27 protein-coding genes are annotated in these 26,176 nt (G+C 74.0%); 6 read left to right on the forward strand and 21 right to left on the reverse strand.

What is annotated here, in order from left to right; translation table 11 throughout:
* Positions 1-137: 137 nt before the first annotated feature.
* Positions 138-1,118 carry a sulfite exporter TauE/SafE family protein gene (locus BLS67_RS00510; RefSeq protein ID WP_091237898.1) on the forward strand — a complete coding sequence of 327 codons (981 nt, stop codon included), beginning with the start codon at positions 138-140 and terminating at the stop codon, positions 1,116-1,118.
* 77 nt (positions 1,119-1,195) lie between these two features.
* Here the strand turns inward: BLS67_RS00510 and BLS67_RS24260 are convergent, their stop codons facing one another.
* Both BLS67_RS24260 and BLS67_RS00515 read right to left on the reverse strand, forming a co-directional pair.
* Positions 1,196-1,426 carry a hypothetical protein gene (locus BLS67_RS24260; protein WP_242653667.1) on the reverse strand — a complete coding sequence of 77 codons (231 nt, stop codon included), beginning with the start codon at positions 1,424-1,426 and terminating at the stop codon, positions 1,196-1,198.
* A 36-nt stretch (positions 1,427-1,462) separates the two neighbouring features.
* The gene (locus BLS67_RS00515) at positions 1,463-2,152 is read right to left on the reverse strand and encodes an NAD-dependent epimerase/dehydratase family protein (protein ID WP_242653669.1); all 690 of its coding nucleotides are present in this window, start codon (positions 2,150-2,152) and stop codon (positions 1,463-1,465) included.
* A 149-nt stretch (positions 2,153-2,301) separates the two neighbouring features.
* On the opposite strand from BLS67_RS00515, the gene BLS67_RS00520 reads away from it, so the two are divergent.
* Positions 2,302-2,964 carry an SDR family NAD(P)-dependent oxidoreductase gene (locus tag BLS67_RS00520; RefSeq protein ID WP_207500145.1) on the forward strand — a complete coding sequence of 221 codons (663 nt, stop codon included), beginning with the start codon at positions 2,302-2,304 and terminating at the stop codon, positions 2,962-2,964.
* On the opposite strand, the gene BLS67_RS00525 is transcribed toward BLS67_RS00520, so the two are convergent.
* From BLS67_RS00525 to BLS67_RS00560, 8 genes are all read right to left on the reverse strand, one after another.
* Positions 2,961-3,797: a DUF1684 domain-containing protein gene (locus tag BLS67_RS00525; RefSeq protein WP_091237904.1), complete on the reverse strand. Its 837-nt coding sequence runs from the start codon at positions 3,795-3,797 to the stop codon at positions 2,961-2,963. The genes BLS67_RS00520 and BLS67_RS00525 overlap by 4 nt on opposite strands.
* Positions 3,798-3,878: 81 nt before the next feature.
* Complete coding sequence (locus tag BLS67_RS00530; RefSeq protein ID WP_131801643.1) at positions 3,879-4,376, reverse strand: DUF5994 family protein; 498 nt, start codon at positions 4,374-4,376, stop codon at positions 3,879-3,881.
* Between the two features lie 213 nt (positions 4,377-4,589).
* Entirely contained in the window at positions 4,590-6,482 is a 1,893-nt protein-coding gene (typA, locus tag BLS67_RS00535; protein ID WP_091237909.1) for a translational GTPase TypA, read from the reverse strand.
* Positions 6,483-6,576: 94 nt separating this feature from the next.
* Positions 6,577-6,912, reverse strand: a complete 336-nt coding sequence (locus BLS67_RS00540; protein WP_091237911.1) for a hypothetical protein — start codon at positions 6,910-6,912, stop codon at positions 6,577-6,579.
* A gap of 17 nt (positions 6,913-6,929) precedes the next feature.
* Entirely contained in the window at positions 6,930-7,721 is a 792-nt protein-coding gene (locus tag BLS67_RS00545; protein WP_091237913.1) for a DsbA family protein, read from the reverse strand.
* Entirely contained in the window at positions 7,714-8,187 is a 474-nt protein-coding gene (locus tag BLS67_RS00550) for a MauE/DoxX family redox-associated membrane protein (RefSeq protein ID WP_091237916.1), read from the reverse strand. The genes BLS67_RS00545 and BLS67_RS00550 overlap by 8 nt, the downstream gene beginning before the upstream one ends.
* Positions 8,188-8,233: 46 nt before the next feature.
* Positions 8,234-9,001, reverse strand: coding sequence for an alpha/beta fold hydrolase (locus BLS67_RS00555; protein WP_165617415.1), 768 nt, complete (start codon positions 8,999-9,001; stop codon positions 8,234-8,236).
* A gap of 69 nt (positions 9,002-9,070) precedes the next feature.
* Entirely contained in the window at positions 9,071-9,625 is a 555-nt protein-coding gene (locus BLS67_RS00560) for a YceI family protein (RefSeq protein WP_091237919.1), read from the reverse strand.
* A 90-nt stretch (positions 9,626-9,715) separates the two neighbouring features.
* Between BLS67_RS00560 and BLS67_RS00565 the strand changes: the two genes are divergently transcribed.
* A complete protein-coding gene (locus BLS67_RS00565) occupies positions 9,716-10,198 on the forward strand; it encodes a MarR family winged helix-turn-helix transcriptional regulator (protein WP_091237922.1) in 483 nt (160 codons plus the stop codon).
* Positions 10,199-10,205: 7 nt separating this feature from the next.
* On the opposite strand, the gene BLS67_RS00570 is transcribed toward BLS67_RS00565, so the two are convergent.
* The 6 genes from BLS67_RS00570 to BLS67_RS00595 are packed head-to-tail and all read right to left on the reverse strand — an operon-like array spanning position 10,206 to position 16,913.
* On the reverse strand, positions 10,206-12,275 hold the full coding sequence (locus tag BLS67_RS00570) for a xanthine dehydrogenase family protein molybdopterin-binding subunit (protein WP_091237925.1): 2,070 nt from the start codon (positions 12,273-12,275) through the stop codon (positions 10,206-10,208).
* The gene (locus BLS67_RS00575) at positions 12,272-13,282 is read right to left on the reverse strand and encodes an FAD binding domain-containing protein (protein WP_091237927.1); all 1,011 of its coding nucleotides are present in this window, start codon (positions 13,280-13,282) and stop codon (positions 12,272-12,274) included. Before BLS67_RS00575 ends, BLS67_RS00570 begins: the two co-directional genes overlap by 4 nt.
* On the reverse strand, positions 13,279-13,803 hold the full coding sequence (locus BLS67_RS00580; RefSeq protein ID WP_091237930.1) for a 2Fe-2S iron-sulfur cluster-binding protein: 525 nt from the start codon (positions 13,801-13,803) through the stop codon (positions 13,279-13,281). Before BLS67_RS00580 ends, BLS67_RS00575 begins: the two co-directional genes overlap by 4 nt.
* A gap of 46 nt (positions 13,804-13,849) precedes the next feature.
* Complete coding sequence (locus BLS67_RS00585; RefSeq protein ID WP_091237932.1) at positions 13,850-14,710, reverse strand: enoyl-CoA hydratase-related protein; 861 nt, start codon at positions 14,708-14,710, stop codon at positions 13,850-13,852.
* Positions 14,707-15,684, reverse strand: a complete 978-nt coding sequence (locus tag BLS67_RS00590; protein WP_091237934.1) for an acyl-CoA dehydrogenase family protein — start codon at positions 15,682-15,684, stop codon at positions 14,707-14,709. Before BLS67_RS00590 ends, BLS67_RS00585 begins: the two co-directional genes overlap by 4 nt.
* Positions 15,681-16,913: an acyl-CoA dehydrogenase family protein gene (locus BLS67_RS00595; RefSeq protein WP_091237935.1), complete on the reverse strand. Its 1,233-nt coding sequence runs from the start codon at positions 16,911-16,913 to the stop codon at positions 15,681-15,683. Before BLS67_RS00595 ends, BLS67_RS00590 begins: the two co-directional genes overlap by 4 nt.
* Positions 16,914-17,013: 100 nt before the next feature.
* Between BLS67_RS00595 and BLS67_RS00600 the strand changes: the two genes are divergently transcribed.
* Complete coding sequence (locus tag BLS67_RS00600; protein ID WP_091237937.1) at positions 17,014-17,616, forward strand: TetR/AcrR family transcriptional regulator; 603 nt, start codon at positions 17,014-17,016, stop codon at positions 17,614-17,616.
* Between the two features lie 177 nt (positions 17,617-17,793).
* On the opposite strand, the gene BLS67_RS00605 is transcribed toward BLS67_RS00600, so the two are convergent.
* On the reverse strand, positions 17,794-18,549 hold the full coding sequence (locus BLS67_RS00605; protein ID WP_091237938.1) for a 3-hydroxyacyl-CoA dehydrogenase: 756 nt from the start codon (positions 18,547-18,549) through the stop codon (positions 17,794-17,796).
* 97 nt (positions 18,550-18,646) lie between these two features.
* On the opposite strand from BLS67_RS00605, the gene BLS67_RS00610 reads away from it, so the two are divergent.
* Entirely contained in the window at positions 18,647-20,221 is a 1,575-nt protein-coding gene (locus BLS67_RS00610; protein WP_242653670.1) for a long-chain-fatty-acid--CoA ligase, read from the forward strand.
* Between the two features lie 48 nt (positions 20,222-20,269).
* Here BLS67_RS00610 and BLS67_RS00615 read toward each other — a convergent pair whose 3' ends face one another.
* From BLS67_RS00615 to BLS67_RS00630, 4 genes are all read right to left on the reverse strand, one after another.
* Positions 20,270-21,151, reverse strand: coding sequence for an endonuclease domain-containing protein (locus tag BLS67_RS00615; RefSeq protein WP_165617416.1), 882 nt, complete (start codon positions 21,149-21,151; stop codon positions 20,270-20,272).
* Between the two features lie 119 nt (positions 21,152-21,270).
* Positions 21,271-22,035 (reverse strand): crotonase/enoyl-CoA hydratase family protein, encoded by a 765-nt coding sequence (locus BLS67_RS00620; protein ID WP_091237940.1) that lies wholly within the window; start codon positions 22,033-22,035, stop codon positions 21,271-21,273.
* A gap of 45 nt (positions 22,036-22,080) precedes the next feature.
* Positions 22,081-23,445 (reverse strand): sugar porter family MFS transporter, encoded by a 1,365-nt coding sequence (locus BLS67_RS00625; RefSeq protein ID WP_091237941.1) that lies wholly within the window; start codon positions 23,443-23,445, stop codon positions 22,081-22,083.
* 79 nt (positions 23,446-23,524) lie between these two features.
* Complete coding sequence (locus tag BLS67_RS00630) at positions 23,525-24,379, reverse strand: patatin-like phospholipase family protein (RefSeq protein ID WP_091237943.1); 855 nt, start codon at positions 24,377-24,379, stop codon at positions 23,525-23,527.
* Positions 24,380-24,448: 69 nt separating this feature from the next.
* Here BLS67_RS00630 and BLS67_RS00635 point away from each other — a divergent pair, with 69 nt between their 5' ends.
* Positions 24,449-26,155, forward strand: a complete 1,707-nt coding sequence (locus BLS67_RS00635) for a class I adenylate-forming enzyme family protein (RefSeq protein ID WP_242653672.1) — start codon at positions 24,449-24,451, stop codon at positions 26,153-26,155.
* Positions 26,156-26,176 lie beyond the last annotated feature (21 nt).

Consider the following 26,176-nt stretch of genomic DNA (forward strand, 5'->3'; position numbering starts at 1 on the left):
ATCCACGTCGACCTCCTGCGGGTCACCACCACGGCCTGTCCGGCCGTCTGATCGACCCGGGGCGACGACGCCCCCGTCCGGCGCGGGTGCGCAGCCGGACCCTCCCCCCAGCCAGATCCCCTCCCTGGAGCACTCCTGTGCGCACCCTGATCCTCTTCGCCCTCGTGGGCCTCGGCGCCCAGCTCGTCGACGGCAGCCTCGGCATGGGCTACGGCGTCACGTCGACGACCCTGCTGCTCGCCGTGGGCGCCAGCCCGGCCGCGGCGTCGGCCACGGCCCACCTCGCCGAGATCGGCACGAACCTCGCCTCCGGCGTCTCGCACTGGCGCTTCGGCAACGTCGACTGGAAGGTCGTCTGGAAGGTCGGCGTCCCGGGCGCGGTCGGCGCGGCCGCCGGCGCCACGTTCCTGTCCTCGCTGGACACCTCGGTGGCCGCCCCGCTGATGAACTCCATCCTGCTGGCCCTGGGCCTGTACGTGCTGATCCGCTTCACCGTGCGCGGGCTGAACCGGCAGAACCTCGGCAAGCCCATGCGCAAGCGCTTCCTCGCTCCGCTGGGTCTGTTCGCCGGGTTCATCGACGCCACCGGCGGCGGCGGGTGGGGCCCGGTCGGCACCCCCGCGATCCTGGCCAGCGGACGCATGGAGCCCCGCAAGGTGATCGGCTCGATCGACACCTCCGAGTTCCTCGTCTCGGCCTCCGCGTCGGTGGCCTTCCTGCTCGCCCTCGGCTCGCAGGGCATCGAGCTGGTCTGGGTGCTCGGCCTGCTCGCCGGTGGTCTGGTCGCGGCCCCGATCGCCGCGTGGCTGGTGCGGCACGTGCCGCCGCGCCTGCTGGGCTCCGGTGTCGGCGGGATCATCGTGTTCACCAACACCCGGTCGCTGTTCAACGCCTTCGAGGTCGCCGACGCCGTCCGCTGGCCGGTCTACGCCGTCGTCGTCATCGCCTGGATCGGCGCGGTCGTGTACTCCTGGAAGCAGTACCGCGCCGACACCGAGAACGAGTCGGTCGAGGCCGCCGCGAAGCTCGAGCAGGAGCGTCGCGACGCCCTGGTCGCCCAGCTGTCGGAGCAGGACGAGTCGGTCGGCGCCGGCCGCCCCCAGGCCCCTCGCGACTAGTACTCCCCTGCGTGATCATGGGGTTGTCGCCGGACGACGCGCCACGCTGGCGTGTCCACCGGCCGACAACCCCATGATCACGTCCGGAGGAGTGCGTTCTCCAGGTCGCCGGGCAAGCCGGGCAGCGTTCGGCCGGGCGGGGGTGCCGGGCGGCCGGCCCGCTGCAGCCAGGCCCAGGTGTCGGCCACCGACTCCTGCACCGGGCGGCTGGGCAGGCCGAGCTCTCGGGCCCGGGTGGTGCCGACGTCACAGGCGGTGACGGCGACGTCGGCCGGCAGCCAGAACGGCAGGTGCTGCCACGGTTCCACCCCGGCCGCGAGCAGCTCGTCCTCGGGGACGACGACCTACTCCGCGTCGCCCCCGGTGACCTCGCGGCAGGTCTCCAGCAGACCGCCGAACGTGGTCATGCCGGCACGACCCGTGGTGTTCACCGGCCCCGACTCCCGCCCGCAGACCGCCACCAGCCAGCCCGCGAGGTCCCGGGCGTCGACCAGCGCGATCGGCTGGTCCAGGGCATCGGGGACGACGACCGGCCCGCCGGCAGCGATCCGCTCCAGCCACCAGCCGAGCCGGTGCAGCGGGTCGTGCGGACCCACCACCAGCCCGGCCCGCGCGGTCAGGAACCGGTTGCCGAACGCGGCACCCAGCACCCGCTCGGCGTGCGCCTTGACCGGCCCGTACTCGTCGGCGTCGGTGTCCCAGGTCGGCGCGTGCTCGCCGTGGATCGGCCCGGGCGGCCACCCGCGGTAGGCATTCAGGCTGCTCACGAAGGCGTACCCGACCGGGTCCAGCGCGGTCGCGTGCTCGGCGGCCGCCCGCGTCTGGCACGACGTGTCCACCACGAGTTCCGGAGCCCAGGCGAGCACGGCCTCGGGCAGCGGGTCGTCGCGGTCGCCGCGGAAGGCCCGGACGCCGTCCGGTGGTTCGCCGGAGACACCGCGGGTCAGGGTGGCGACCTCGTGGCCGGCGTCGAGCGCCGCGGTGACCACGTGCCGGCCGAGGAAGTGGGTGCCGCCGAGGACGAGCAGTCGCATGCCGCCACCCTCGACGGGGCCCGCGTCGTCGTCCAGCGGGTTCGCGGAGAGCCGATGCATCGTGCACGACCGGACGGGTAGGGCCTCCTGCGACGACGTCACCGCCCCGGTGGCGCAGAGCAGCTGGAGGTAGCACCCGCATGTCCGTGATGGCCATCATCGGAGCCGGTCGGGGCCTGGGCGCCCAGGTCGCGCGCACGTTCGGCGCGCAGGGCTACGACATCGCCCTGATCGCCCGCAACCAGCAGCGGGTCACCGACCTGGCGCACGACCTGTCGGCCGAGGGGATCACCGCGGGCGGGTTCGTCGCCGACGTGCGCGACCCCGACTCCATCACCCACACCCTGGAGACCGTGGCGCAGGCGATGGGGCCGATCGAGGTGCTGCAGTACAGCCCGCTGCCGGACAAGACCTTCCTGCGCCCGGTGCTCGAGACCACCGTCGCCGACCTGGTCGGGCCGGTCGAGTTCTCGATCTACGGCCCGGTCGCCGCCGTGCGCCAGGTGCTGCCGGGCATGCGGTACCTGCCCGAGGGCGCGAAGCCCTCGATCCTGTTCGTCAACGGCGGGTCGGCGACCGTGCCGAACAAGGGCGTGGCCGGCACCAGCGTCGCCTTCGCCGGGCTGACCGCCTACGCCCAGCTGCTGCACGAGGTGCTCGGCGAGGAGGGCATCCAGGTCTCGCAGCTGATCATCCCGGGCGCGATGGTCGAGGGTGACCCGGTGAAGGGCCCCGACGTCATGGCCGGCCACCTCTGGGACCTGCACAGCCGCCGGGACGCCTTCCGGTTCACCGTGGAAGGTTCCGACTAGCTGAGGACGGCTCCGTTGTCGGTGGGGCGGGCGACGCCGCGGGTCGTCGGCGTCCGCTCCCCCGCCTCGACGCGCAGCGGCAGCCGGTTCTCGGCCGGGGGCAGCGGGCAGGTGGCCAGGTCGGTGTAGGCGCAGGGCAGGTTCGCGGCCCGGTTGAGGTCGACGGTCACCCGCCCGTCGGCGTCGGGCACCAGGTGCAGCGAGCGGAACGCGTAGGTGGTGTCGCCCGAGGTCTCGTCCGAGAAGAGGACCGTCAGGGCACCCTCGCCGTGCCCCGGGAAGGCGCGCAGCGACAACGGCCGGCCCGCGAGCTCGAACTCGATGGTCCCGGGAGCGTCGTAGACGTGCTGCACGCCCTCGAACGCCCCGCCCACGGTGGTCGGCTCCGGGGCCGCGAACGGCACGAACCGGCCCCCGACGGCCCATCGCGGGTCAGCCGGGTAGGCGGGCGTGCCCGGGTGGCCCAGCCGCAGCGGAGACCGCGGGTCGCGCAGCCGGACGACGTACCGCCCGCCCCGCTCGGCCACCTCCACCGCGGTCTCGCCCGCCGCGGTGAGGACGCTCTCGCGGAGACCCAGCTCGCCGAACACGTGCTCCCCCACGACCGGCACACCGTCGACGAGCAGCTCCTCGCCCTCGTCGACCGTGACCACCACGCCCCGCGCGCCAGCCGACCAGCGCCCCGGCACCCCCTCGATCGCCACCGGCTCGGCGGTCAGCCAGGCCAACGCGGTCACCGAGAGGAACCCGTGCGGCGAGGCGAGGGAGGCCTCCTTGCCCTCGTGCCACTGCGTCCAGTCGCGGGCGAAGGTGTCGGTCACGGTGCTGGTCACGGTTCCTCCAGGGCGGGTCGGCGTCTCACCGGGCCCAACCCCGCCGGACCGGCCGGCGATTCCCACCAGATCAGTAGGCTTTCACCCGGCGGTCTGGACGGCGATCTCGCCGGTGCGCAGCGCGGGGTGCCGCCCGGCGGCGGTGAGCACGGCCCGGGCGGTCAGCGCGGCACCGGGGTGGGCGGCCATGCGGAGCGCCCGGGCGCTGAACAGCGCCTCGGTGCCCGGCGGCACGACCAGGAGCTCCAGGTGCAGCTGCTCGGGCCCGCAGGTCAGCGACACCAGCTGCGGGTCCCCGGTGCCGAACCCGCCGACCCGCACGATCCGCTCCCCCACCGCCAGCTTGCGCGGGACGACGTGCCAGGTGCTGAACGGGTAGGTGAACCGGGTCACGAACACCCCGCGACGGCCCAGCGCGGCGACCAGTTCCGGCAGCTCGACGGCCAGGTCGGTCGACCGGGGCCACCACGCGCCGTGCAGGCCGGGGCCCGCATCGGTGCGCAGGCTGACCCGGACGTCGATCCCACCGCGGAAACCCGGGAGCTCCTGCTCACCGATCCACGCTGCCCGGTCGGCCACCGGCACCACACCCCTTGCTCCTCCGGAGCCACCGGCTCCGGGGAGAACGCTATTCGCGGCCGCCGGGCCACCGGCCCGGACACGCCACGTCCCAGGCGCCCCGCAGACCCCACGGCCAGCCCTCACGCTGGGTGATCCGTCGACCGCGGCACACCTCACACGACGACGCCCCCGCCACCACAGGGGTGACGGGGGCGTCGGCTGCACCGCTGGTTACTCGGGCTTCGGCTTCTTGTTGCGCTGGCGGCCGCGGACGGTCTGGTCGAGCTCGACCTTGCGGATCCGCACGACGGTCGGGGTGACCTCGACGCACTCGTCCTCGGCGCAGAACTCCAGCGCCTGCTCCAGGTTCAGGATGCGCGGCGGGATGAGCCGCTCCAGCTCCTCGGAGGTGGACTTGCGCATGTTGGTGAGCTTCTTCTCCTTGGTGATGTTCACGTCCATGTCGTCGGGACGCGAGTTCTCACCGACCAGCATGCCCTCGTAGACCTCGGTGCCGGGCTCGACCATCATCGAGCCGCGCTCCTGCAGCGAGAACATCGAGTAGGTGGTCGCCACGCCGGAGCGGTCGGCCACCAGCGAGCCGGTCGGCCGGGCGCGCATGTCGCCCAGCCACGGCTCGTAGCCCTCGAGCACGTGGTTGAACACGCCGGTGCCGCGGGTCTCGGTGAGGAACTCGGTGCGGAACCCGATGAGCCCGCGCGAGGGGGCGACGTACTCCATGCGCGCCCACCCGGTGTCGTGGTGCACCAGGTTCTCCAGCCGGGCCTTGCGGACGGCCAGCGCCTGGGTGAGCGTGCCGACGTACTCACCGGGCGTGTCGATGGTGACCCGCTCGACGGGCTCGTGCAGCTTGCCGTCGACGGTCTTGGTGACCACCTGCGGGCGGCCGACGGTGAGCTCGAAGTCCTCGCGGCGCAGCTGCTCGACCAGGATCGCCAGGGCCAGCTCGCCGCGGCCCTGCATCTCCCAGGTGTCGGGGCGCTCGGTGGGCAGCATGCGCACCGAGACGTTGCCGACCAGCTCCTGGTCCAGGCGGTTCTTGATCAGGCGGGCGGTGACCTTCTTGCCCGACTTGCCCGACAACGGCGAGGTGTTGATGCCGATGGTGATCGAGATCGAGGGCTCGTCGACGGTGAGCGCCGGCAGCGGGCGCGGGTCGTCGGGGTCGGCCAGCGTGTCGCCGATGCCGATGTCCTCGATGCCGGCGATGGCGACCAGGTCTCCGGGCCCCGCGCTGTCGGCCGGCACGCGGGTCAGGCCCTCGGTGGCCAGCAGCTCGGTGATCTTGACCTTGGTGATGGTGCCGTCGACCTTGCACCAGGCGACCTGCTGGCCGCGCTTCATCTCGCCGGAGTGGATGCGCAGCAGGGCCAGGCGACCGAGGAACGGCGAGGCGTCGAGGTTGGTGACCTGCGCGCGCAGCGGCTCCTCGGCGTCGTACTCGGGGGCCGGGATGGTGTCCAGCAGCGTCTTGACCAGCGGGCCGAGGTCCGGGCTGTCGGGGACGGTGCCGTTCTCGGGCTTGTTCATCGACGCCTGGCCGGTGCGGCCGTTGCAGTAGACGATCGGGAACTCGAGGGTCTCGGCGGGCAGGCCGGCGTCCTCGAGGAGCTCCATGAACAGCTCGTAGCACTCGTCGACGACCTCGTCGATGCGGGCGTCGCCGCGGTCGGTCTTGTTGACCGCGAGGATCACCGGCATCCCCTTGGCCAGCGCCTTGCGCAGCACGAAGCGGGTCTGCGGCAGCGGGCCCTCGGAGGCGTCGACCAGCAGCACGACGCCGTCGACCATGGACAGGCCGCGCTCGACCTCACCGCCGAAGTCGGCGTGGCCGGGGGTGTCGACGATGTTGACGATCACCGGGTCGCCGTTCTCGTCGGCCAGGTGGATCGCGGTGTTCTTCGCGAGGATGGTGATGCCGCGCTCGCGCTCGAGGTCCATGGAGTCCATGACCCGGTCCTGCGTGGAGTCGTTGTCGGTGCCCTCGCCCTTGGCGCGGCCGAGTGCGCCGGCCTGCCGGAGCAGGGCGTCGACCAGGGTCGTCTTGCCGTGGTCGACGTGGGCGACGATCGCCACGTTGCGCAGGTCGTTACGGGTGGGCATGCGAAAGGCACCTCAGGAGATCGGGGTTCGCAGCGCTGCACGCCGCGGGGTCGCCGACCGGCGACCCTCCCATGGTACGGGGAATCCGAGCGCCTCAGGCCCGCTGTGACCGGTCAGCCACCCCGTAGGTGATGCCCGAGGCCACGATCGTGACCACGCTCACGGCTAGCCAGGCCGGCCAGCCGACCCCGATGGCCAGCACGTGGGCCAGGACGAAGGCGACCAGGTAGACGGCGGCCAGCCCGGCGGTGACGGCCCAGCCGCGCCGCCGGCGCCACAGCCACCCGGCTGCGACGCCGCCGGCCACGAAGACCACCCCGCCCAGGGCCCGGACGCCGGTGCCCTGCGCGATCGCGAACCCGGCCGCCAGGCCGACGGCCACCGGGAGGGCGCTGGGCAGGGACGTGCGCGCCAGGGTGTTGATCGACATGGCTCCAGTGTCCCCGATCAGCTGGACGCGGCCTGGACGGCGGCGGTGAGCCCAGCGGCGGACAGGTCGGTCAGCTTCGTGCCGTCGACCAGCACGGTGGGCGTGCCGGTGACGCCGTCCTTCGACGCCTGGTCCTCGGCACCCTTGACCCACTCCCCGTAGACCAGGTCGCGGATGTCGGCGGCGACGTCCTCACCGGTGGCCCCGGCCTGCTCCGCGTAGGCGACGAGCTGGTCGTCGGTGAGCCCGGAGCCGGTGCGCTCGTCGGGCTGGTTGGCGTACAGGAGGTCGTGGAACGTCTCGTAGGCGTCCGACCCGGCGCTGGAGGCCACCACGGCCGCCGCGTTCAGCGCCCGGGTGGAGTAGTCGTCGTTCTGCGACGAGTCCAGGAACGCCATGCCGTGGTACACGATCTGCACGGTGCCGGCCTCGGCGAGCTGCTCGAGGGTCGAGCCGGCGGCGTCCTCGAAGTCCTTGCAGTTGGGGCACTGGAAGTCCTCGTAGAGGTCCACCGTCACCGGGGCGTCGGCCTGGCCGACGGTGAAGGTGTAGCCGTTGCCGCCGGCGGAGGTGCCGTCGGGGCGGGCGGCGTCGGCGTCGGTCGAGGTCCGCGAGGTCTGGACGACGATCGCGACCACCACGGCGATCACCACGACGGCGGCGGCGACCGCACCACCCAGGACCGTGCGACGGCGGCGCTGCTCGGCCGCCCGTGCGGCGGCCTCGGCGGCGCGCTTCGCGGCGATGCGCTCGCGGGCGGCGGCCTTCTTGCCCGCCCCGCGGGCGGGGTTCTTGTTCGGGTCAGCCATGGACGGGCTCCAGACGGTTCGAGAGGGCGAGGCGGGAGTGCGGCCAGCGGGCCAGCGCGAGGGCGACCAGCAGCAGCGCGGTGTCGCGGACGACCTCCCACGGGTAGGCGGTCTGGCCGGCGGCGACCTCTCCGCCCCCGCCGAAGCAGCCGCAGTCGATCTGCAGGCCCCGCGCCCACGCCGACGAGACCCCGGCGAGGAAGACGACCATGAGGACGGCGGCGGCGACGGCCGCCGTCCGCACGAACACCCCGACCAGCAGGGCGAGGCCGACGAGGATCTCCAGCACCGGCAGCCCGAAGGCGACCGGGCCGACGACGGCCTCGGGCAGCAGGCGGTAGGCGCGGACCGCGCGGACGGCCTCGGCGGGGTCGGGCAGCTTCAGCGCACCGGCCACGACGAGGACGCCGCCCAGCAGCAGCCGGGCGGCGGTGGCCAGCCAGGGGCGCACGAGGTCGGACGACACGGGTACATGGTCGTCCGCCGACGCCGATCAGTTCCTGGGACGCGCCTCAGAGTCCGCTGGCGAACTCCCGGACGCGGGCTGCGAACCGCTGCGGCTCGCGCAGGTGCGGGTGGTGGCCCAGGTCGGCGCCGGCGCCGTCGGTCCAGTGCTCGACGGTGGCGGTGGGGATGCGGGAGGTCAGCCAGTCGGCGTAGTCCGGGCCCGGGTCCAGCCCGTGCAACGAGAGCACGGGGACGTGGACGGCGGCGGCGGTGCGGTCGACGAAGGCGGCGAGGTCGGCGGGCGACCAGTCCAGCAGCGGTGTCCAGATGCCGGTGACGACGTCCTGCCGGGGACGGCGACGCGCGGCCAGAGCGGCGGCCTCGTCGTCCGGGGTGCTGCCCGTCATGGAGTCGAACATCGCCGCCACGAACCCCTCGAACTCGGCGGTGCTGCCGCGCAGCAGGGGTGCGGCCTGCTGCACCCCGGCCTGCAGGCCACCCAGGGCCAGGGGCTGGTCGACGTCCACGACCCCGCGGACGGGGTGCCGGGCGGCCAGCACGACGGCGAGCAGTCCGCCGAGGGAGTGGCCGACCACCAGCGGCGGGTCGGCCGGGTCGAGGACGGCGGCGACGTCGTCGGCCATGTCCTCGAGGTCGTAGCCCGCGGCGGACGGCGACGCGCCGTGGCCGCGCAGGTCGACCGACACGACGGTGGCCCACGGGGTGAGCAGCGGGACCACGGGCGCCCAGAAGGAGGAGTCCTCGGTGATGCCGTGCAGCAGGACGAGCGGCGGGCCGGAGCCCTCGACGGCGGTGGCGAGCTCGACGGTCACCCCCGCATGGTGCCGGACGCACGACAGCCCCCGGTACCGCCTGCGGCACCGGGGGCTGTCGTCAGCAGATTACGAAGCGCGGAGCACGGCCTCGATCTCGAGCTCGACGGAGATCTTGTCGCCGACGACGACGCCGCCGCCGTCCATCGGCATGTCGATGTCCACGCCGAACTCCTTGCGGGAGATGTCGGTCTTGCCGGAGAAGCCGGCGCGCGTGCCGCCGTAGGCGTCCGGGCCGAAGCCGTTGAGCTCCAGGTCCAGGGTGGTCGGCTTGGTGATGCCCTTGATGGTGAGCTCGCCCTGGACGGTCCAGTCGTCGCCCTTGGGCTTGATCGCGGTGGAGCGGAAGGTCATCACGGTGTGGTTGCCGGTGTCGAAGAAGTCGGCGCTCTTGATGTGGGCGTCGCGCTGCTCCTGGCGGGTGTCGATCGAGTCCATGTCGACCGTGGCCTCGACGGTGGAGGCGGCCGGGTCCTCGGCGGTGACGATGGTGCCCTCGAACTTCGTGAAGTACCCGCGCACCTTGCTGACCATCATGTGCCGGACGGAGAACCCGACCGTCGAGTGGCTGGCGTCGATGTCCCAGGTGCCGGCCAGGTAGCCGGGGATCTGCGTGCTGGTCATGGTGACCTCCAAAGTCGTTGAGCGCTTGACTGCTTCGCCGGACCGTAGCGTAGTTGAAGGCTTGAGCATTCCGCTAGTACCCTTCTGGGCATGTCCGAAGAGGTGTCGGCTCCGTCACAGCCCCGCTGGCTCAGCACCGAGGAGCAGCAGGCCTGGCGGGCCTGGCTCTACAGCACCCTGCTGCTGCAGGACCGGCTGGACCGCGACCTCACCCACGCCACCGGCATCTCCCATGCCTACTACGAGATCCTGGTGCAGTTGTCGGAGACCCCTGGCCGGGCCCTGCGCATGAGCGAGCTGGCCCAGCGGTGCCTGTCCTCCCGCAGCCGGTTGTCCCACGCGGTCTCGCGGCTCGAGGAGCGGGGCTGGGTGCGGCGCCAGGTGTGCGAGAGCGACGGCCGCGGGCAGCTCGCCGTGCTCACCGACGAGGGCTTCGCGGCCCTCGAGGAGGCGGCGCCGGTGCACGTGGACAGCGTGCGCACCCACCTGTTCGACCAGCTCAGCCCCGAGCAGGTCCGGTCGCTGCAGGACATCGGGCAGACCCTGCTGGCCCACCTCGACCCGCCCCGCTGACGACCGGTCAGCGGAAGTACTTGTCCGGGGTGATCGGCAGGTCGCGGACCCGTCGTCCGGTGGCGTGCCAGTAGGCGTTGCCGATTGCCGCCGCCGACCCGACGATCCCGATCTCGCCGATGCCCTTGGCGCCCAGCGGGTTGTGCAGGTCGTCGACCTCGTCGATCCAGCTGATGTCCATCTCGCCGACGTCGGCGTTGGCCGCGATGTGGTACTCGGCCAGGTCGTGGTTGGCGTAGTGCCCGTGGGTCCGGTCCAGCACCGACTCCTCGTGCAGCGCCATCGACAGGCCCATCGTCATGCCGCCCAGGAACTGCGAGCGGCCGGTGGTGGAGTTGATGATCCGGCCGGCGGCGAACACCCCGGTCATGCGCGGCACCCGGACCTCGCCGGAGTCCCGGTCGACCCGGACCTCGGCGAAGTGCGCCCCGAACGCGTGGCTGGAGTACTGCTCGGCCTCGTCGCCGGGCCCCGCCTCGCCGGTGACGGTCAGACCACCGGCCGGGATGTCCCGGTCGGCCAGCTGCTCGGCCGCGGCCATGATCGCCGGGCCCCACGAGGTGATCCCGGTGGACCCGCCAGCCCCGGAGGCCTTGGGCAGCCGGCTGTCGCCGATCCGCAGGTCGACCCGGTCCATGGGCACCCGCAGGGCGTCGGCGGCGATCTGGGTCAGCGCGGTCCAGGCACCCGTGCCGATGTCGGAGGCGTCGATGCTCACCACGTACGGCTTGCCGGGGACGGCCTCGATCCGGGCCGCCGAGGGACGGCGCCGGGTCGGGTAGGTCGCGGCGGCGACGCCGGTGCCGACCAGCCAGCGGCCGTCCTCGCGGACGCCGGGGCGCGGGTCGCGGCCGGCCCAGCCGAACCGCTCGGCGCCCTGCCGGAGGCAGGCCACGAGGTTCCGCGTCGAGAACGGCACGTCGCGCTCGGGGTCGCGGTCGGGCTCGTTGCGCAGCCGCAGCTCGACCGGGTCGATGCCGAGGACGACCGCCAGCTCGTCCATCGCCGACTCCAGCGCGTACATGCCCGGGGTCTCCCCCGGTGCCCGCATGATCGTCGGTGCGGGCACGTCGAGCCTGGCCAGCCGGTGCGTCGTCCGGCGGGCCGGGGCCGCGTACATCAGCCGCGTGGCGGTCGCCGTCTGCTCGGCGAACTCGGCGTTCTGCGACGTGTGCTCGACGACCTCGTGGCTGATCGCGGTCAGCGTGCCGTCGAGCTCCGCGCCGAGCCGGAGCCGCTGGATGGTCGGCGTGCGGTGCCCGACCAGGGTGAACATCTGCGGCCGGGTCAGCTCCAGCTTCACCGTGCGGCCGGTGACCTTCGCGGCCATGCCGGCGATCAGCTGGTGCACGTGGGTGTAGGCCTTGGACCCGAACGCGCCGCCCACGTACGGCGAGACGATGTGCAGTCGGTCCTCGGTGATCCCGAAGGCCTCGGTGATGACCGGCACCAGGTTGTGCGGGCCCTGGTTGGCGTCCCACATGCGCAGCACGTCGCCGTCCCAGCGGGCGACCGTGGCGTGCATCTCGATCGGGTTGTTGTGCTGGTTCGGCGTCTCGTAGGTGATGTCGACGCCCACCGGTGCCGCGGCCAGGGCGGCGTCGACGTCACCGATCACCGAGTCCGTCTCGAAGCCGGCCATGAGCTGCTCGGGTGCGTACAGGTCGTCCCGGTCCGTGCGCAGTTCGACGTCGGGGGTCTGCGCGTCGTAGGTGACGACGACGCGGGCGGCGGCGTCCCGGGCGACCTCGGAGGTCTCGGCGACGACGGCGGCGACCGGCTCGCCGACGTACTGCACCCGGTCGGACTGCAGGACGACGACCTCGTCGGCCACGTCGCCCAGCCGCGGCGCGTTCTCGTGCGTGAGGACGGCGAGCACCCCGGTCAGCGCCTGCGCGGCGGAGGTGTCGATGGAGGTGATGCGCCCCTTCGCCGCGGTCGACTGCACCAGCGCGACGAACACCGCGGTGCCGTCGACCTCGTGCTCGAAGGCGTAGGGGGCCAGGCCGCGGACCTTGGCCGGGCCGTCGATGCGGCGGACGTCGCTGCCGACCGCCCGCTCGGTGGTGGCGGTCATGCGCGGGCCTCCGCGAGCTGGACGAGGGTGCGGGTGACCATGTTGGTGGCCATCGGGATCTTGAAGGCGTTGTCGCTCAGCGGGTCGGCGGCGGCCAGCTCGGCCTCGGCGGCCGCGACGAAGGCGGCCTCGGTGGCCGGACCGCCGCGGAGCAGGTCCTCGGCGACGGTGGCCCGCCAGGGCACGTGCGCGACCCCGCCGAGGGCGATGCGGACGTCGGCGACGACGTCCCCCTGCAGGTCCATGGCGGCGGCCACGCTGACCAGGGCGAAGGCATAGGAGGCCCGGTCACGCACCTTGCGGTAGCGCGAGCGCGTCGCCCACGGCAGCGCCGGGACGTCGATCGCGGTGATCAGCTCGCCGTGCGCCAGCGTGGTGTCCCTGCTCGGGTCGTCGCCGGGCAGCCGGTGGAGCTCGGCGATCGGGATGCTGCGCTCGCCGTCGGCGCCCAGCACCCGCACGCTCGCGTCGAGCGCCCGCAGCGCGACCGCCATGTCCGAGGGGTGGGTGGCGATGCAGGTGTGCGAGGAGTCCGCCCCCTCGTTGGTGGCACCCAGGACGGCGAGGTTCCGGTGGTACCCGTTCACCGCACCGCAGCCCGAGCCGGGCTCACGCTTGTTGCACGGCATCGTGGTGTCGGTGAAGTAGGTGCAGCGGGTGCGCTGGAGCAGGTTGCCGCCGGTGGTCGCCCGGTTGCGCAGCTGCCCGCTCGCCCCGGCCAGCAGCGCCTGGGCCAGCAGCGGGTACCGCTCGCGCACCCGTCGTTCGCCGGCCAGGTCGGCGTTGGGCACCGCGGCGCCGATCCGCAGGCCGCCGTCGGGCAGGTCCTCGACCTCGGTCGAGGTCAGCTGCCGGACGTCGACGAGCACGTCGGGGGTGGCCACGCCCAGCCGCATGAGGTCGACCAGGTTGGTGCCCCCGCCCAGGTAGGCACCCTCCGGCTCGCCGGCGAGCAGCGCGACCGCGCCGGCCGGGTCGGTGGCCTTCTCGTAGCGGAACTCCCTCACGCGCGCACTCCCTGCTCGACGGCGACCTCGGCGACTGCGGGCACGATGTTCGCGTACGCCGCGCACCGGCACAGGTTCCCGCTCATCCGCTCGCGGATCTCGGCATCGGTCAGGTCGGTCGCGTCGGCGACCAGGTCCTCGGTGACCGCGCTCGGCCAGCCCCGCGCGGCCTCGGCGAGGACGCCGGCCGCCGAGGCGATCTGGCCCGGGGTGCAGTAGCCGCACTGGTAGGCGTCGTGGTCGACGAACGCGTCGTGCAGCGCGTGCGGGGTGCCGCCGGTGGCGAGGCCGTCGGACGTCGTCACCTCCTGGCCCTCCGCGGTCACGGCGAGCACGAGGCAGCTGTTGACCCGTCGGCCGTCCAGCAGCACCGTGCAGGCGCCGCACTGACCGTGGTCGCAGCCCTTCTTCGCGCTCGTGGCGCCGAGCCGCTCGCGCATCGCGTCGAGCAGGGAGGTGCGGGTGTCGACGGTCAGCGGGGTGTCCGCCCCGTCGACCCGCAGGGTGATCTGGTTGTCCACGACGGATCGGATGCCCCGAGCCCCCCTCCCCCGAAACCGCTGCCGCTCAGGCGAGGTCGGCCGGGGGTGCGGGCCAGCCCTCGCCGACGCCGTCGAGCGGGGCCCGGAAGACGGCGGGGCGCTTCTCCAGGAACGAGGCCACGCCCTCGGCGGCGTCCGCGCCCGAGCCCAGCTCGACCAGCACCCGGGACTCGGCGCGGTGGGCGTCCCACGGGCTGGGCGCCGACAGCATCGACCACAGCAGCTGCCGGGACGCCGCCACCGAGACCCCCGACGTGTTGTCGGCGATCTCGTGCGCCAGCGCGTAGGCGGTGTCCAGCAGCTCGGCGTCGGGCACCACCCGGGAGACCAGCCGCCCGCGCAGCGCCTCCGCGGCGTCGAACACCCGCCCGGTGGCCACCCACTCCATCGCCTGGCTGATGCCGACCACGCGGGGCAGGAACCAGCTGGACGCCGCCTCGGGCACGATCCCGCGGCGGGAGAACACGTAGCCGAACCGGGCGGACTCCCCCGCGATCCGGATGTCCATCGGCAGGATCATCGTGGCCCCGATGCCGACCGCCGCCCCGTTCACCGCGGCGATCACCGGCTTGCGCAACGCGGCGAAGGGCAGGGCGCCGATGCCGCCCCAGTCGCGCGCGACCCCGTCGATGGTGCCGGCCTCGGCGGCCTGCGCGCTGCGGTCGAAGGTGCCGGCGCCCTGCAGGTCGGCCCCGACGCAGAAGTCGCGGCCGGTGCCGGTCACCACGAGCACCCGGACGGCGTCGTCGGCGTCGGCCGCCGCGGCCACCTCGCCCAGCTCACGGGCCATCACCGCGGTGTAGGCGTTGCGCCGGTCGGGACGGTCCAGGGTCAGCGTGGCCACCCCGCCGTCCACGGCGTACGAGACCTGGGTCCAGTCGCTCACGAGAGCGCCCCGGCCAGCACGAGCCCGGCGACGACGTCGTGGTGCTCGGCGGCGTCGCCCAGCAGCAGCCGGTCGACCTTGGCCCGCCGCCAGTACAGGTGGGCGTCGTGCTCCCAGGTGAAGCCGATCCCGCCGTGCACCTGGATGCAGGTCTCGGCGGCCCGCTCCAGCGTCTCGGCGGCGAACGCCTTCGCCGACGCGGCGGCCAGCGGCAGCTCGTCGGGGGCGGCGTCGGCGGCCCAGGCGGCCCACCAGACCAGCGACCGCAGCTGCTCGACCCCGACCCACGCGTCGACGAGCCCGTGCTTCACAGCCTGGTAGCTGCCGATGGCCCGACCGAAGGCGTGCCGCTCCTTGGCGTAGGCCACGCCGACCTCGACCGCCTTCCCGGCAGTGCCCAGGTCCTCGGCGGCCAGCGCGACCAGCGCGACGTCCCGGGCCCTGGCCCACAACGCCGCGGCACCGGCGACCAGCACCCGCGGGTCGGTCAGGGTGACGACGCCCAGGCCGCGGGTGGCGTCCATCGGCTGGCCGGTGGTCACCTCGCCGCCGCCCACCACGAGGTCGCCGTCGACGAGGGCGAGGAAGGTGTCGGCCCCGACGGCGTCCAGGGCCGGACCCGAGCCGTCGACCACGCAGAACGCGCGGGACCCGTCGGCCAGCGCCGCCGCCAGCTCCGGCTGGTCGGCCAGCAGGACGGCGGCCCGCGCCGCGGTCACCAGGGACGGTCCGGCCAGCTGCGCGCCGGCCTGCTCGGCGACGACGGCGAGGTCCAGCAGCGACCCGCCCGCGCCACCGGCGTCCTCCGCCACGGTGATGCCCAGGAAGCCGATGTCGGCCAGCGCCCGCCGGCCGGGGGCGAGCGGTCCGTCCTCCAGGGCCGCGCGGGCCTGCGCCGGGGAGGCCTGGCCGGTGAAGAACTGCTTCGCGCCGGCCGCGGCGTCGAGCTGGTCCTGGTCGAGGTCGAAGTTCACCGAGTGCTCCCGGAGGCGTTGAAGGGGCGGTGCTTGTCCTCGCGGGGTTCCGGCGGCAGGCCCAGGACCCGCTCGCCGATGATGTTGCGCAGCACCTCGTCGGTGCCGCCGGCGATCGCGATGCCCGGCAGCCAGGCCTGGTTGCGCTGCCACCGCCCCGCCTCGTCGTCCCCGGTGCCGACGGCGAAGACCGCGTCGTCACCCAGCAGCCGGACCCCGGCGTCGGCCACCAGCTTGGCCGCGGCGGTGCCGGCCAGCTTGCCGGCGCTGGCCTCGGGCCCGGGCAGCCCGCCCTGGCTGATCGCGGTCAGCCGGCGGTACCCGGTGTACCGGTTGCCCAGGGCGGCGACGGCGGCCCGGCCGACGGCCTGCCGGGCCAGCACCTGCCGCTGCGCGGTCAGCCCGGGCAGCTTGGCCGCGGCGAGCCGGGCCAGCGACTCGACCGACAGGCCCAGGTCGTTGCCGCCCCCGCCCACGGCCACCCGCTCGTTGAGCAGCGTGGTCAGCGCGACCCGCCAGCCCTCGCCGGGCTCGCCGAGCCGCTCGGTGTCGGGGATCCGGACGTCGTCGAAGAACACCTCGTTGAAGTCGGACTGCCCGCCCATCTGGCGCAGCGGGCGCACCGTCACGCCGGGGGCGTGCATGTCGACCACGAACATGGTCAGGCCGCCGTGCTTGGGGCGGTCGGGGTCGGTGCGGGTCAGCAGGATGCCGTGGTCGCTGACGTGGGCCAGCGTCGTCCACACCTTCTGGCCGTTGACCACCCAGTCGTCGCCGTCCCGGACTGCGGTGGTGCGCAGCGCGGCGAGGTCCGAGCCGCTGGCCGGCTCGCTGAACAGCTGGCACCAGACGTCGTCGGCGCGCAGCAGCCGGGCCAGGTAGCGCTCGTGCTGGTCGGGCGTGCCGTGGGCGATGACCGTGGGCCCGCACATGCCGATGCCGATGTGGTTGATCAGCGACGGGACCTTCGCCCGGGCGAGCTCCTGGCCGATGATCGCCTGCTGCGCCAGGCTGCCGCCCTGGCCACCGTGCTCGGCCGCCCAGGCGACCCCGACCAGCCCGGCCTCGGCCAGCACGCGCTGGGTGCGGCGCAGCGCCTGCTCCTGCTCGCCGGCGTCGGCGGCCTCCTCCCCGGCGTCCAGGTGCACCAGGTCGCCGGCGTGCTGCGCCAGGAGGTCGCGGACGCGGGCGCGGTAGGCGGCCTCGTCGGGTGTGTCGTCGAAGTCCACGGGGATGGCACCTCTCGTCGGTGAGGGTGGGGCTGGGTCGCATCCTCCGGTGGGGTCAGCGAACGGTCAACCCTGACTGCCAGACCGGTAGACTGGTCCGATGGAGACCCGCAGCCGGAGCGAGCGGAGCGCCGACAGCCGCGCCCTCATCCTCGACGCCGCCGTCGCCTGCCTGGTGTCCGACGGCTACGCCGGCGCCTCGACGCTGGCCGTGCAGGCCCGGGCCGGGGTGTCGCGGGGGCGCCTGCTGCACCACTTCCCGTCACGCGAGGAGCTGCTGGTCGCGGCGACGTCGCACCTGGCCGAGACCATGCTCACCGAGGCCGCCGACCGCGCCGTCGAGGTCAGCGCGTCGATCACCGACCCCGTCGAACGGGTCGACCGCAGCGTGGAGCTGATCTGGGCGACGTTCTTCGAGCCGCCCTTCTGGGTCGCGATGGAGCTGTGGAACGCCGCCCGCACCGACGAGGCGCTGCGGGCCGCGCTGCGCCCGCAGGAGCGCCGGCTGCGCGCGGCCATCCGGGCGGTGGGCGACCGCATGTGGGGGCCGGCCATCACGTCGTCCCCGCGCTACCCCGTGGTCTCGGAGCTGCTGTTCACCTCGATGCGCGGCGTGGCGATCGCCTACGCCTTCGAGGACCGTCCCCCGGCCACCGACCCCCACGTCGCGCTGTGGAAGTCGATGGCCAGGGAGCTGCTGTGACATCGTCGTCCTCCGGACGACACCGCGGCCACGGGCCGGTGCGAGCTGCGACGAGCGCGACCTGCGGCTCCTACGGGAGGGCTTCGCCCTCCCGTCGTCGTCGCCCAGGCCTGCGGCCGGCCCGTTCATGTCGGCCGGCGGTGCCGCGCTTCCTCGGGGACCCTCCGGGCCCCCTCGTCAGCGCGGGGCCATGCGGATGGCGCCGTCGAGGCGGATGACCTCGCCGTTGAGCATCGGGTTGGCCACGATGTGCGCGACCAGCTGGCCGTACTCGTCGGGCTCGCCGAGGCGGGCCGGGTGCGGCACCTGGGCACCGAGGGAGGCCTTGGCCTCGTCGGGCAGGCCGGCCAGCAGCGGGGTGTTGAACAGACCCGGCGCGATGGTGACGACGCGGATCGCCTCGCTCGCCAGGTCGCGGGCGATCGGCAGGGTCATGCCGACGATGCCGCCCTTGGACGCCGAGTAGGCCGCCTGGCCGATCTGGCCGTCGAAGGCCGCCACCGAGGCGGTGTTCACGATCACCCCCCGCTCCTCGCCCTGCAGCTCGACGGCGAGCATCCGCTGGGCGGCCAACCGGATGACGTTGAACGTGCCGACCAGGTTGACCTGGATGACCTTCTGGAAGGCGTCGAGGGGGAAGGCACCCTTCTTGCCGGCGGTCTTGATGCCGTTGCCGATGCCCGCGCAGTTCACCGCCACGCGCAGCGGACCGAGCTCGACGGCGAGGTCCAAGGCCGCGGTGACCTGCTCCTCGGAGGTCACGTCGGCGGCGGCGAAGTGCGCACCGATCTCGGCGGCGACGCTCTCACCGGCCGAGGTGGGGAGGTCCAGCAGCACGACCTGGGCACCGGCCTCGCGCAGGCGGCGGGCGGTGGCCAGCCCGAGGCCGGATGCGCCTCCGGTGACGACGGCGACGGCGTCGGTGACGTCCATGGTTCTCCTTCAGACGGGGCGTGACAGTCAGGGTTGACCGTAACCGATGGCGCGGGTGAGCATGACGCCCACCACAACCCGACCCGAGGGAGCACCCGTGCAGCAGACCCGGCACGACGGCGGCTGGCGCGGCATGACCATGAGCTCCCAGCTGGGGCGGCACGCGCGCTCCACCCCCGACACCGTCGCCCTGCGCTTCGAGGGCCGCGGGCTCACCTACGCCGAGCTGGACGAGCGGGTCACCCGGCTGGCGCACGCGCTGGCCGACCGGGGGGTGCGCACCGGCGACCGCATCGCCGTCCTGGCCATGAACGGGCCGGAGGTGTGGGAGGCCTACCTGGCCGGCGTGCGGCTGGGCGCCGTCGTCGTCCCGGTGAACTTCCGGCTGGTGGCCGCCGAGGTCGCGTACGCCCTCACCGACAGCGGCGCCGTGGCCCTGGTGGTCGACGGGGCGATGGCCGAGGTGGCCGCCGCGGCACGGGCCCAGGCCCCGGGCGTGGCGACGGTGCTGCAGATCGGCGAGGAGTACGAGGCGGCCCTGGCCGCGGCGTCCGCGGACCCACTCGAGGTGGAGGTCGACGAGGCCTCGCCCGCGTTCATCATGTACACCTCCGGGACCACCGGCCGGCCCAAGGGGGCGGTGCTGACCCACCGCAACCTGCTCATGCACGCCTTCAGCCAGGTGGTCACCAACGGGGTCGACCCGACGACGGAGAAGGTGCACGCGCCCGGCACGCCGATGTTCCACATCGCCGGGTTGGCCGGCGGGCTGCCGCCGCTGCTGCTGGGCGGCACGCAGGTGGTGCTCCGGTCCGGCGGGTTCGACCCGGTCGCCACCCTGGACCTCATCGAGCGCGAGCGGGTCAACAGCATCTTCCTGGTGCCGGCGATGTGGTCTGCCGTCGTCGCCGTCCCGGGCATCGCCGAGCGCGACCTGTCCTGCCTGCGCCGGGTCAGCTGGGGTGCCGCGCCGGCCTCGACCACGCTGCTGCGCACCCTGATCGACACGTTCCCGCAGGCCGAGGTGATGACCGCCTTCGGGCAGACCGAGTGCAGCCCGGTGACCACGTTGCTGCGCGGGGAGGACTCGATCCGCAAGCTGGGCTCGGTCGGCACCCCGATGCTCAACGTCGAGGTCCGCGTGGTCGACGAGCTGATGCGCGACGTCCCGCAGGGCGAGGTCGGCGAGATCGTCTACCGCTCGCCGATGGTGATGAGCGGCTACTGGGGCAAGCCCGCCGAGACCGAGGCGGCCTTCGAGGGCGGCTGGTTCCACTCCGGGGACCTGGTGCGCCAGGACGAGGACGGCTACTACTTCGTCGTCGACCGCAAGAAGGACATGATCATCAGCGGCGGGGAGAACATCTACTGCGCCGAGGTGGAGGACGTCCTGGCCGCCCACCCGGGCGTGGCCGAGGTGGCGCTGATCGGCGTCCCCGACGACCGGTGGGGCGAGGCGCCGCTGGCCGTCGTCGCCCCCCGCGACCCGGCGTCGCCGCCGACCGCGGCCGAGCTCACCGCCTGGTGCCGCGAGCGGCTGGCCCGCTACAAGTGCCCGCGGGAGTTCACCGTGGTCGGCTCCCTCCCCCGCAACCCCAGCGGCAAGGTGCTCAAGACCGAGCTGCGCAAGGACCACTCCGCCGGCAGCCTGGTCGCCCACCCCGCCGTGTAGCCCGTCGAGTGACAGCTGAGCGCTGCTGACGAGTCGTCGCGGCGACGTTCAGCTGCCACTCGACGCGGTGAGGACCGCCCGGATCCGGGCGAGCAGCTCCGCTGGACGGTGAAGGTCGGCCGCCGTCACGAACAGCACCCGCCAGCCGGCCGCCTGCAGCGCCTCGACGCGTCGACGGTCGGCCGCGATCTGCGTGGTGTGCCAGGCCCCCTCGTACTCCAGCGCGATGCGGCGGTCCGGCCAGGCGAAGTCGACCCGGGCCACGAATCGCCCGGCCACGCGGACCTCGAACTGCGCGACAGGGTTCGGCAGGTCCGAGTCGTCGAGCACCACCCGCAGTCGCGTCTCCTGGGGCGACCCGGCCAGCCCGTCGGCTCGGTCGGCGGCCTCGCGCGCCCGCCGGCACCCGCGACCGGTCAGCCCGAGCGCCGCCTCGCGGAGTGCGGGCAGGGTGCTCAGCCGCTCCGCCACGCAGCGGTCGAGGAGCACGACGGCCTCCACCGGGTCCAGCCGGCCGGCCAGCTCGAGTGCGGCGACCTCGGGGGTGGCCACGAGGACCGCGCCACGACGCACCGCGCTGGTCGTGGGGAGCGGACGGCGCCGCACCAGGACACCCGGACAGCTGGGGCGCGGGGCCCCTGGTGCGACCGTCAGCTCGACGGGGTCGTCCACGCCAGCGAGGTCGGTGAGCCCCCACAGCACCGCCGCGCTGGCGCCGGTCACCACCGCCCCCGGCACCAGGGTGGTGGCCGCGATCTGCGCCAGGAGGGCATGGTCGACGTCGCAGGTGGCATCGATGCAGACGTCCGGGAAGACGCGGCGCCAGGCCGGTCCACGCAGCTGGCCGGGAGTCAGCAGTCCGCGCCGGACGACGTCGCTCCCCCGGAACCAGCGGCCCCGCAGCGACGGCCGTCGGCGGGGTCCTGGCACGCGTAGCAGCCTGCCGGCAGACCAGGCGACGCGGGGAAGCCCTGTGGACAGGCGTCGAGTGACAGCCCAGCGTCGCCGGCGGCTACCCCGGACCGCGCTCAGCTGTCACTCGACGAGGTTCAGACGCCGCGCCAGACGGGGGCGCGCTTCTCGGCGAAGGCGCGGGCGCCCTCCTGGGCGTCGGCGGAGGCGAACACGGACTCGGTCACCGTCACCTGGTGGTCCAGGAGGTCGCGGTCGGTCCAGCGGACGGCGCCGGCGACCAGCTGCTTGGTCGCCCGCAGCGCCAGCGGGCCGTTGACCGCGATCCGGCCGGCCAGCTCGCGGGCGCCGGCCAGCGCCCCGCCCGGCTCGGTGAGCGCGTTGACCAGGCCGAACCGGTGGGCCTCCTCGGCGGTCATCGGGTCGCCGGTCAGCGCCAGCTCCATGGCCCGCTGGTAGGGCAGCGTCTTGGGCAGCCGGAGCACCCCGCCGCCGGCCGCCACCAGTGAGCGCTTGACCTCGGGGATGCCGAACCGGGCCTCGCGGGAGGCGACGACCAGGTCACAGGCGAGCACGAGCTCGAACCCGCCCGCCAGCGCCCAGCCCTCGACCGCGGCGATCAGCGGCTTGCTCGGCGGCGCCTCGGTCAGCCCGGCGAACCCGCGCCCGGGCAGCGAGGGCCGCTCGCCGCGGGAGAAGGCCTTGAGGTCCATGCCCGCGCAGAAGACGCCGCCGGCCCCGGTGAGCACCAGGACGGCGACGTCGTCGCGGGCGTCGAAGTCGTCCACCGCGTCGGCGAGGGCCTTCGTCGTCGCCAGGTCGATCGAGTTCTTCGCCTCCGGGCGGTTCAGCGTGATCACGCCGACCCCGTCGGAGACCTCTGCGAGCACCGTGTCCGTCATGACCGCATGTCTGCCAGGTCGACCCCGGGCAGTCAACCCTGACCGTCAGGAGGCGGGGGACAGCTCCCGCTCGATGTCGGCCAGGCTGCGGTTCTTGGTCTCCGGGACCGCCTTCACCACGTAGACCAGCGACAGCACGGTGATCACCGCGTAGACGCCGAACGTGGCCGTCTCGCCGATCGCCGAGATGATCGACAGGTAGCTGACGGCGACGACGAAGTTGGCCACCCAGTTGGCCATCGTGGCCACCGACGACGCCCGGCCGCGCACGGCGAGCGGGAAGATCTCGCTGATCAGCAGCCAGACCACCGGGCCCAGGCTGACCGCGAACGAGCCCACGTAGAACGCCAGCACCACGGTGGTGGCGATCGCCCCGGCACCGGCGATGTCGAACAGGAACGCCACGGCCAGGCCGGCCAGGCCCAGCACCATGCCGCTCATGCCCCAGATCAGCAGCGCGCGCCGACCGACCCGGTCGATCACCTTGATCGCCACGATCGTCATGACCACGTTGGTCAGGCCCACGACGAGCAGCGCCAGCAACGCGGCCTGCGGCCCCAGGCCGGCGTTCTCCAGCACGGTCGGGGCGAAGTAGATGACGGTGTTGACGCCGGTGATCTGCTGCACGATCGCCAGCGTCACGCCCAGCATCAGCGCCGGCCGCAGCTTGGGCGCCAGCAGCGAGCGCTGCTGGCCCTTCTCCTCCTCGGTGGCGGTGCCGCGGATGTCGTCGATCTCCTCGGTGATCGCCTCCTCGGAGTCGCGCAGCGTGCGCAGCACCGCGCGGGCGTCCTCGTCGCGCCCCTGCCGGACCAGCCAGGCCGGGCTCTCGGGCTCGCGGATCATGCCCAGCCCCAGGACGACGGCGGGCAGCAGCGCCAGGCCCACGCTGATCCGCCAGTCGCCGCTGCCGGCCAGGAAGTAGGCGACCAGCTGGGAGACCAGGATGCCCATGGTCACCGACAGCTGGTTGAGGCTGACCAGCGCACCGCGACGCTCGGGCGGGGCGATCTCGCCGATGTACACCGGGACGACGAAGGACGCCGACCCCACGCCGACGCCGATCAGGAACCGCGACAGCAGCAGCACCCAGAACGCCGGCGCGACGATCGACAGCAGCAGGCCGACGACGAACACCAGCGAGGTCGCGATGATCGCCCGGCGCCGGCCGAGGGTGTCGGCCACCCGCCCGGCGACCAGCGCCCCCACGGCCGCACCGACCAGCAGGATCGACACCACGGTGCCCTGCAGGAACGGGGTGTCGAGGGTGAAGTCGTCGCTGATGTTGGGCAGCACGCCACCGATGACGCCGGTGTCGTAGCCGAACAGGATGCCGCCGACGGCGGTCAGCGACGCGGCTTTCGTGACCGCCCGCCGGTGGGTGGCGGTGGCCTGGGCACTGCTGGTCATGACTGGTTCCCGTCTCGTTGCAACTCTCAACCAGTCGAGATCATCCGCCCGATCGCCCACCTCGGCGACCCGAGCCCGGTCAGCCCGCCCAGACCTCGCGCACCCGGTCGGCGACCTGGGCCGCCTGTGCCCGCCCGGCCCGGGCGGACGCGGCCCGTGCGGCCGGGTCCAGGACGTTCTTCCCGATCGCGGCCTTCGCCGCGGCGTCCGGGCTGACCACCGCCACCCGCGACGGCAGCGCGCCGACCTGGTCCTCGACCCCGGCCATCGGGCCGATGCCCCGGGTGATGGGCGCCAGCACCACCACCCGGTCGTACCCGGCGGCCAGGTCGACGTTGGCCACCGACCGCACCCCGCCGTCGACGAACCGGCGGTCGCCGATCGTGATGGGCGGGTAGACCCCGGGCACCGCGCAGCTGGCGGCCACCGCCGAGACCAGGTCGACCCCGGACGTGCGGGTGAACGTCTCGAAGACCCCGGTGGCGGCGTCGACGGCGGTGATCGTCAGCGGTTCGTGCGGCCACTCCGTCGACGTCAGCCGGGCGGTGATCGCGGCGCGCCGGACCTCCTCGGTGGGGGTGCGGCCCGCGGCGGCCGCGGCGACCGCGAGCGCCCCGAGCCGGGCCCGGAACGCCTGCTCGTCGCGCCGGTGCCGGAGCATCGCCAGCCCGAAGCGGAGCAGGGTGCCGCGGCCCATCGCGGCGGGCGGACCGGTCTCGACCGAGGGCCCCAGCTGGGTGGCGTACAGGTCCTCCAGCGGGGCCGGGCTGCGCAGCTGGGCGCCCACCACCGAGCCGGCCGAGGTGCCGACCACCAGCCGCGCCGTCCGCAGGTCGACCCCGGCGTCGGCCAGCCCGGCCACCACCCCGATCTCCCAGGCGATGCCCGTGATGCCGCCGCCGCCCAGGACCAGTGCCGTGCTGCCGTCGCCCATCGGCCCATCCTCGCCCCCGGGCGCCACCCGGACTCGACAACCCGTGTGACCCGCGACACGCTGTCGGTCGTGACCGATCGCTGGCCCGCCGGGCTCCCCCGCACCCTCGACTACCCGGCCGTCCCGGTCGGCTCCGTGCTGCGGGCGGCCGTGCGCCGCTGGGGCGACCGCACCGCGTTCGTCCACCACGGCGTCGAGCTGACCTTCACCGAGCTGGGTCGCCGGGCGCACGCGGTCGCGGCCGGGCTGGCCGAGCGCGGGGTGGGGCGGGGCGACGTGGTCGCCGTGCACCTGCCCAACTGCCTGCAGTACCCGGCCGTCTACTACGGCGTCCTGCTGGCCGGGGCCACCTTCTCCCCCACCAACCCGCTGCTGACCCCGACCGAGCTGGCCCGCCAGCTCGCCGACTCCGGCGCCCGCACGCTGGTCACCTGGGAGGCGTGCCTGCCTGCTGTCCGGGTCGCGCTGGCCGACACGGCCGTGCAGACCGTCGTCGTCACCGGGCCGGCCCAGATCGCCGACCCGGATGCGGCGGTCGAGCTGCCCGAGGGTGCGGTGTCGCTGGCCGAGCTGCTGCGCGCCGACCCCACCGACGCCCACCGGGACGCCGACCTCGACCTGGCCACCGCGCTGGCGCACCTGGCCTACACCGGCGGCACCACCGGGGTGAGCAAGGGGGTGTCGCTGCCGCACCGGCAGGTGGTCACCAACGTGCTGCAGTCGGGCTGCTGGGTCTCCGGGTCGCTGCCGGCGCTGGACGCCGGAGGCGACGTGACCCTCGACCAGGTCGGCTCCGCGGAGGAGTACCCGGTGCGCCTGGGCACCGGCCGGGCGATCAACCTGACGCCCTGGTTCCACGCCATGGGCGTGATCGGCTACCTCAACGGCCTGGTCCTCGCCGGCACGAGCACCGTCATCCACGACCGGTTCGACCCGGTGGCCTACGTCGCCGACGCCGTGGCCCACCGGGTGACCGGCATCGGCGGCGCCCCACCGGTGTTCGCCGCGCTGCTGCAGGTGCCGGGGATCGACGAGGTGGACCTGTCGAGCGTGCGCACGCTGTCCAGCGGGGCCGCCCCGCTCGCCGTCCCGCTGATCGAGCGGCTGCGGGCGCTGTTCCCGCAGGCCGTGATCGGCGAGGGGTACGGGCTCACCGAGGTGACGATGCAGGCCACCGGCAACCCGGCCGCCCGCAGCGGGCTGCGCAAGGCCGGCACCGTGGGCCTGCCGGTGTTCGACACCGAGGTCAGCATCCGGGCGCTGGACACCGGCACGGAGGTGCCCGTGGGCGAGCGCGGGGAGATCTGCATCCGCGGCCCGCAGGTGATGGCCGGGTACGCCCACCGGCCCGACGCCACCGCGCAGGCGGTCGACGCCGAGGGCTGGTTCCACAGCGGCGACGTCGGCGTGCTCGACGAGGACGGCTACCTGGCCGTGGTCGACCGCACCAAGGACATGCTGCTGCACAAGGGCTACAACGTGTTCCCCCGCGAGCTCGAGGAGATCCTGGTCGGGGTACCGGGTGTCGCGGGCGCGGCGGTGGTCGGCCGGCCCGACCCGATGGCCGGCGAGCTGCCGGTGGCCTACGTCGTCCGGCGGGCCGACGAGGCCGGCGCGGCGCTCACCGAGGCGAGCGTCATGGCCGCGGTGAACGACCGGGTGACGCCGTACAAGCGGCTGCGGGACGTCGTGTTCACCGACGTCATCCCGGTCTCGGCGGCGGGCAAGGTGCTCAAGCGGGTGCTGGCCGACCGGGAACGGGCCGCCGCCGGGTGACCCGTCCGGGGTGTGCCGGGG

The sequence above is a fragment of the Klenkia soli genome (assembly GCF_900103975.1).
GTDB lineage: Bacteria > Actinomycetota > Actinomycetes > Mycobacteriales > Geodermatophilaceae > Klenkia > Klenkia soli.

What these genes read in the sequence shown, in the direction of transcription:
- BLS67_RS00630 (WP_091237943.1), bottom strand. Translation starts at nt 24,379, where the DNA reads ATGGGCGACGGCAGCACGGCACTGGTCCTGGGCGGCGGCGGCATCACG.
- BLS67_RS00625 (WP_091237941.1), bottom strand. Translation starts at nt 23,445, where the DNA reads ATGACCAGCAGTGCCCAGGCCACCGCCACCCACCGGCGGGCGGTCACG.
- BLS67_RS00605 (WP_091237938.1), bottom strand. Translation starts at nt 18,549, where the DNA reads ATGGACGTCACCGACGCCGTCGCCGTCGTCACCGGAGGCGCATCCGGC.
- BLS67_RS00515 (WP_242653669.1), bottom strand. Translation starts at nt 2,152, where the DNA reads ATGCGACTGCTCGTCCTCGGCGGCACCCACTTCCTCGGCCGGCACGTG.
- BLS67_RS00600 (WP_091237937.1), top strand. Translation starts at nt 17,014, where the DNA reads ATGGAGACCCGCAGCCGGAGCGAGCGGAGCGCCGACAGCCGCGCCCTC.
- BLS67_RS00570 (WP_091237925.1), bottom strand. Translation starts at nt 12,275, where the DNA reads ATGACCGCCACCACCGAGCGGGCGGTCGGCAGCGACGTCCGCCGCATC.
- BLS67_RS00540 (WP_091237911.1), bottom strand. Translation starts at nt 6,912, where the DNA reads ATGTCGATCAACACCCTGGCGCGCACGTCCCTGCCCAGCGCCCTCCCG.
- BLS67_RS00560 (WP_091237919.1), bottom strand. Translation starts at nt 9,625, where the DNA reads ATGACCAGCACGCAGATCCCCGGCTACCTGGCCGGCACCTGGGACATC.
- typA (WP_091237909.1), bottom strand. Translation starts at nt 6,482, where the DNA reads ATGCCCACCCGTAACGACCTGCGCAACGTGGCGATCGTCGCCCACGTC.
- BLS67_RS00545 (WP_091237913.1), bottom strand. Translation starts at nt 7,721, where the DNA reads ATGGCTGACCCGAACAAGAACCCCGCCCGCGGGGCGGGCAAGAAGGCC.
- BLS67_RS00620 (WP_091237940.1), bottom strand. Translation starts at nt 22,035, where the DNA reads ATGACGGACACGGTGCTCGCAGAGGTCTCCGACGGGGTCGGCGTGATC.
- BLS67_RS00565 (WP_091237922.1), top strand. Translation starts at nt 9,716, where the DNA reads ATGTCCGAAGAGGTGTCGGCTCCGTCACAGCCCCGCTGGCTCAGCACC.
- BLS67_RS00520 (WP_207500145.1), top strand. Translation starts at nt 2,302, where the DNA reads ATGGCCATCATCGGAGCCGGTCGGGGCCTGGGCGCCCAGGTCGCGCGC.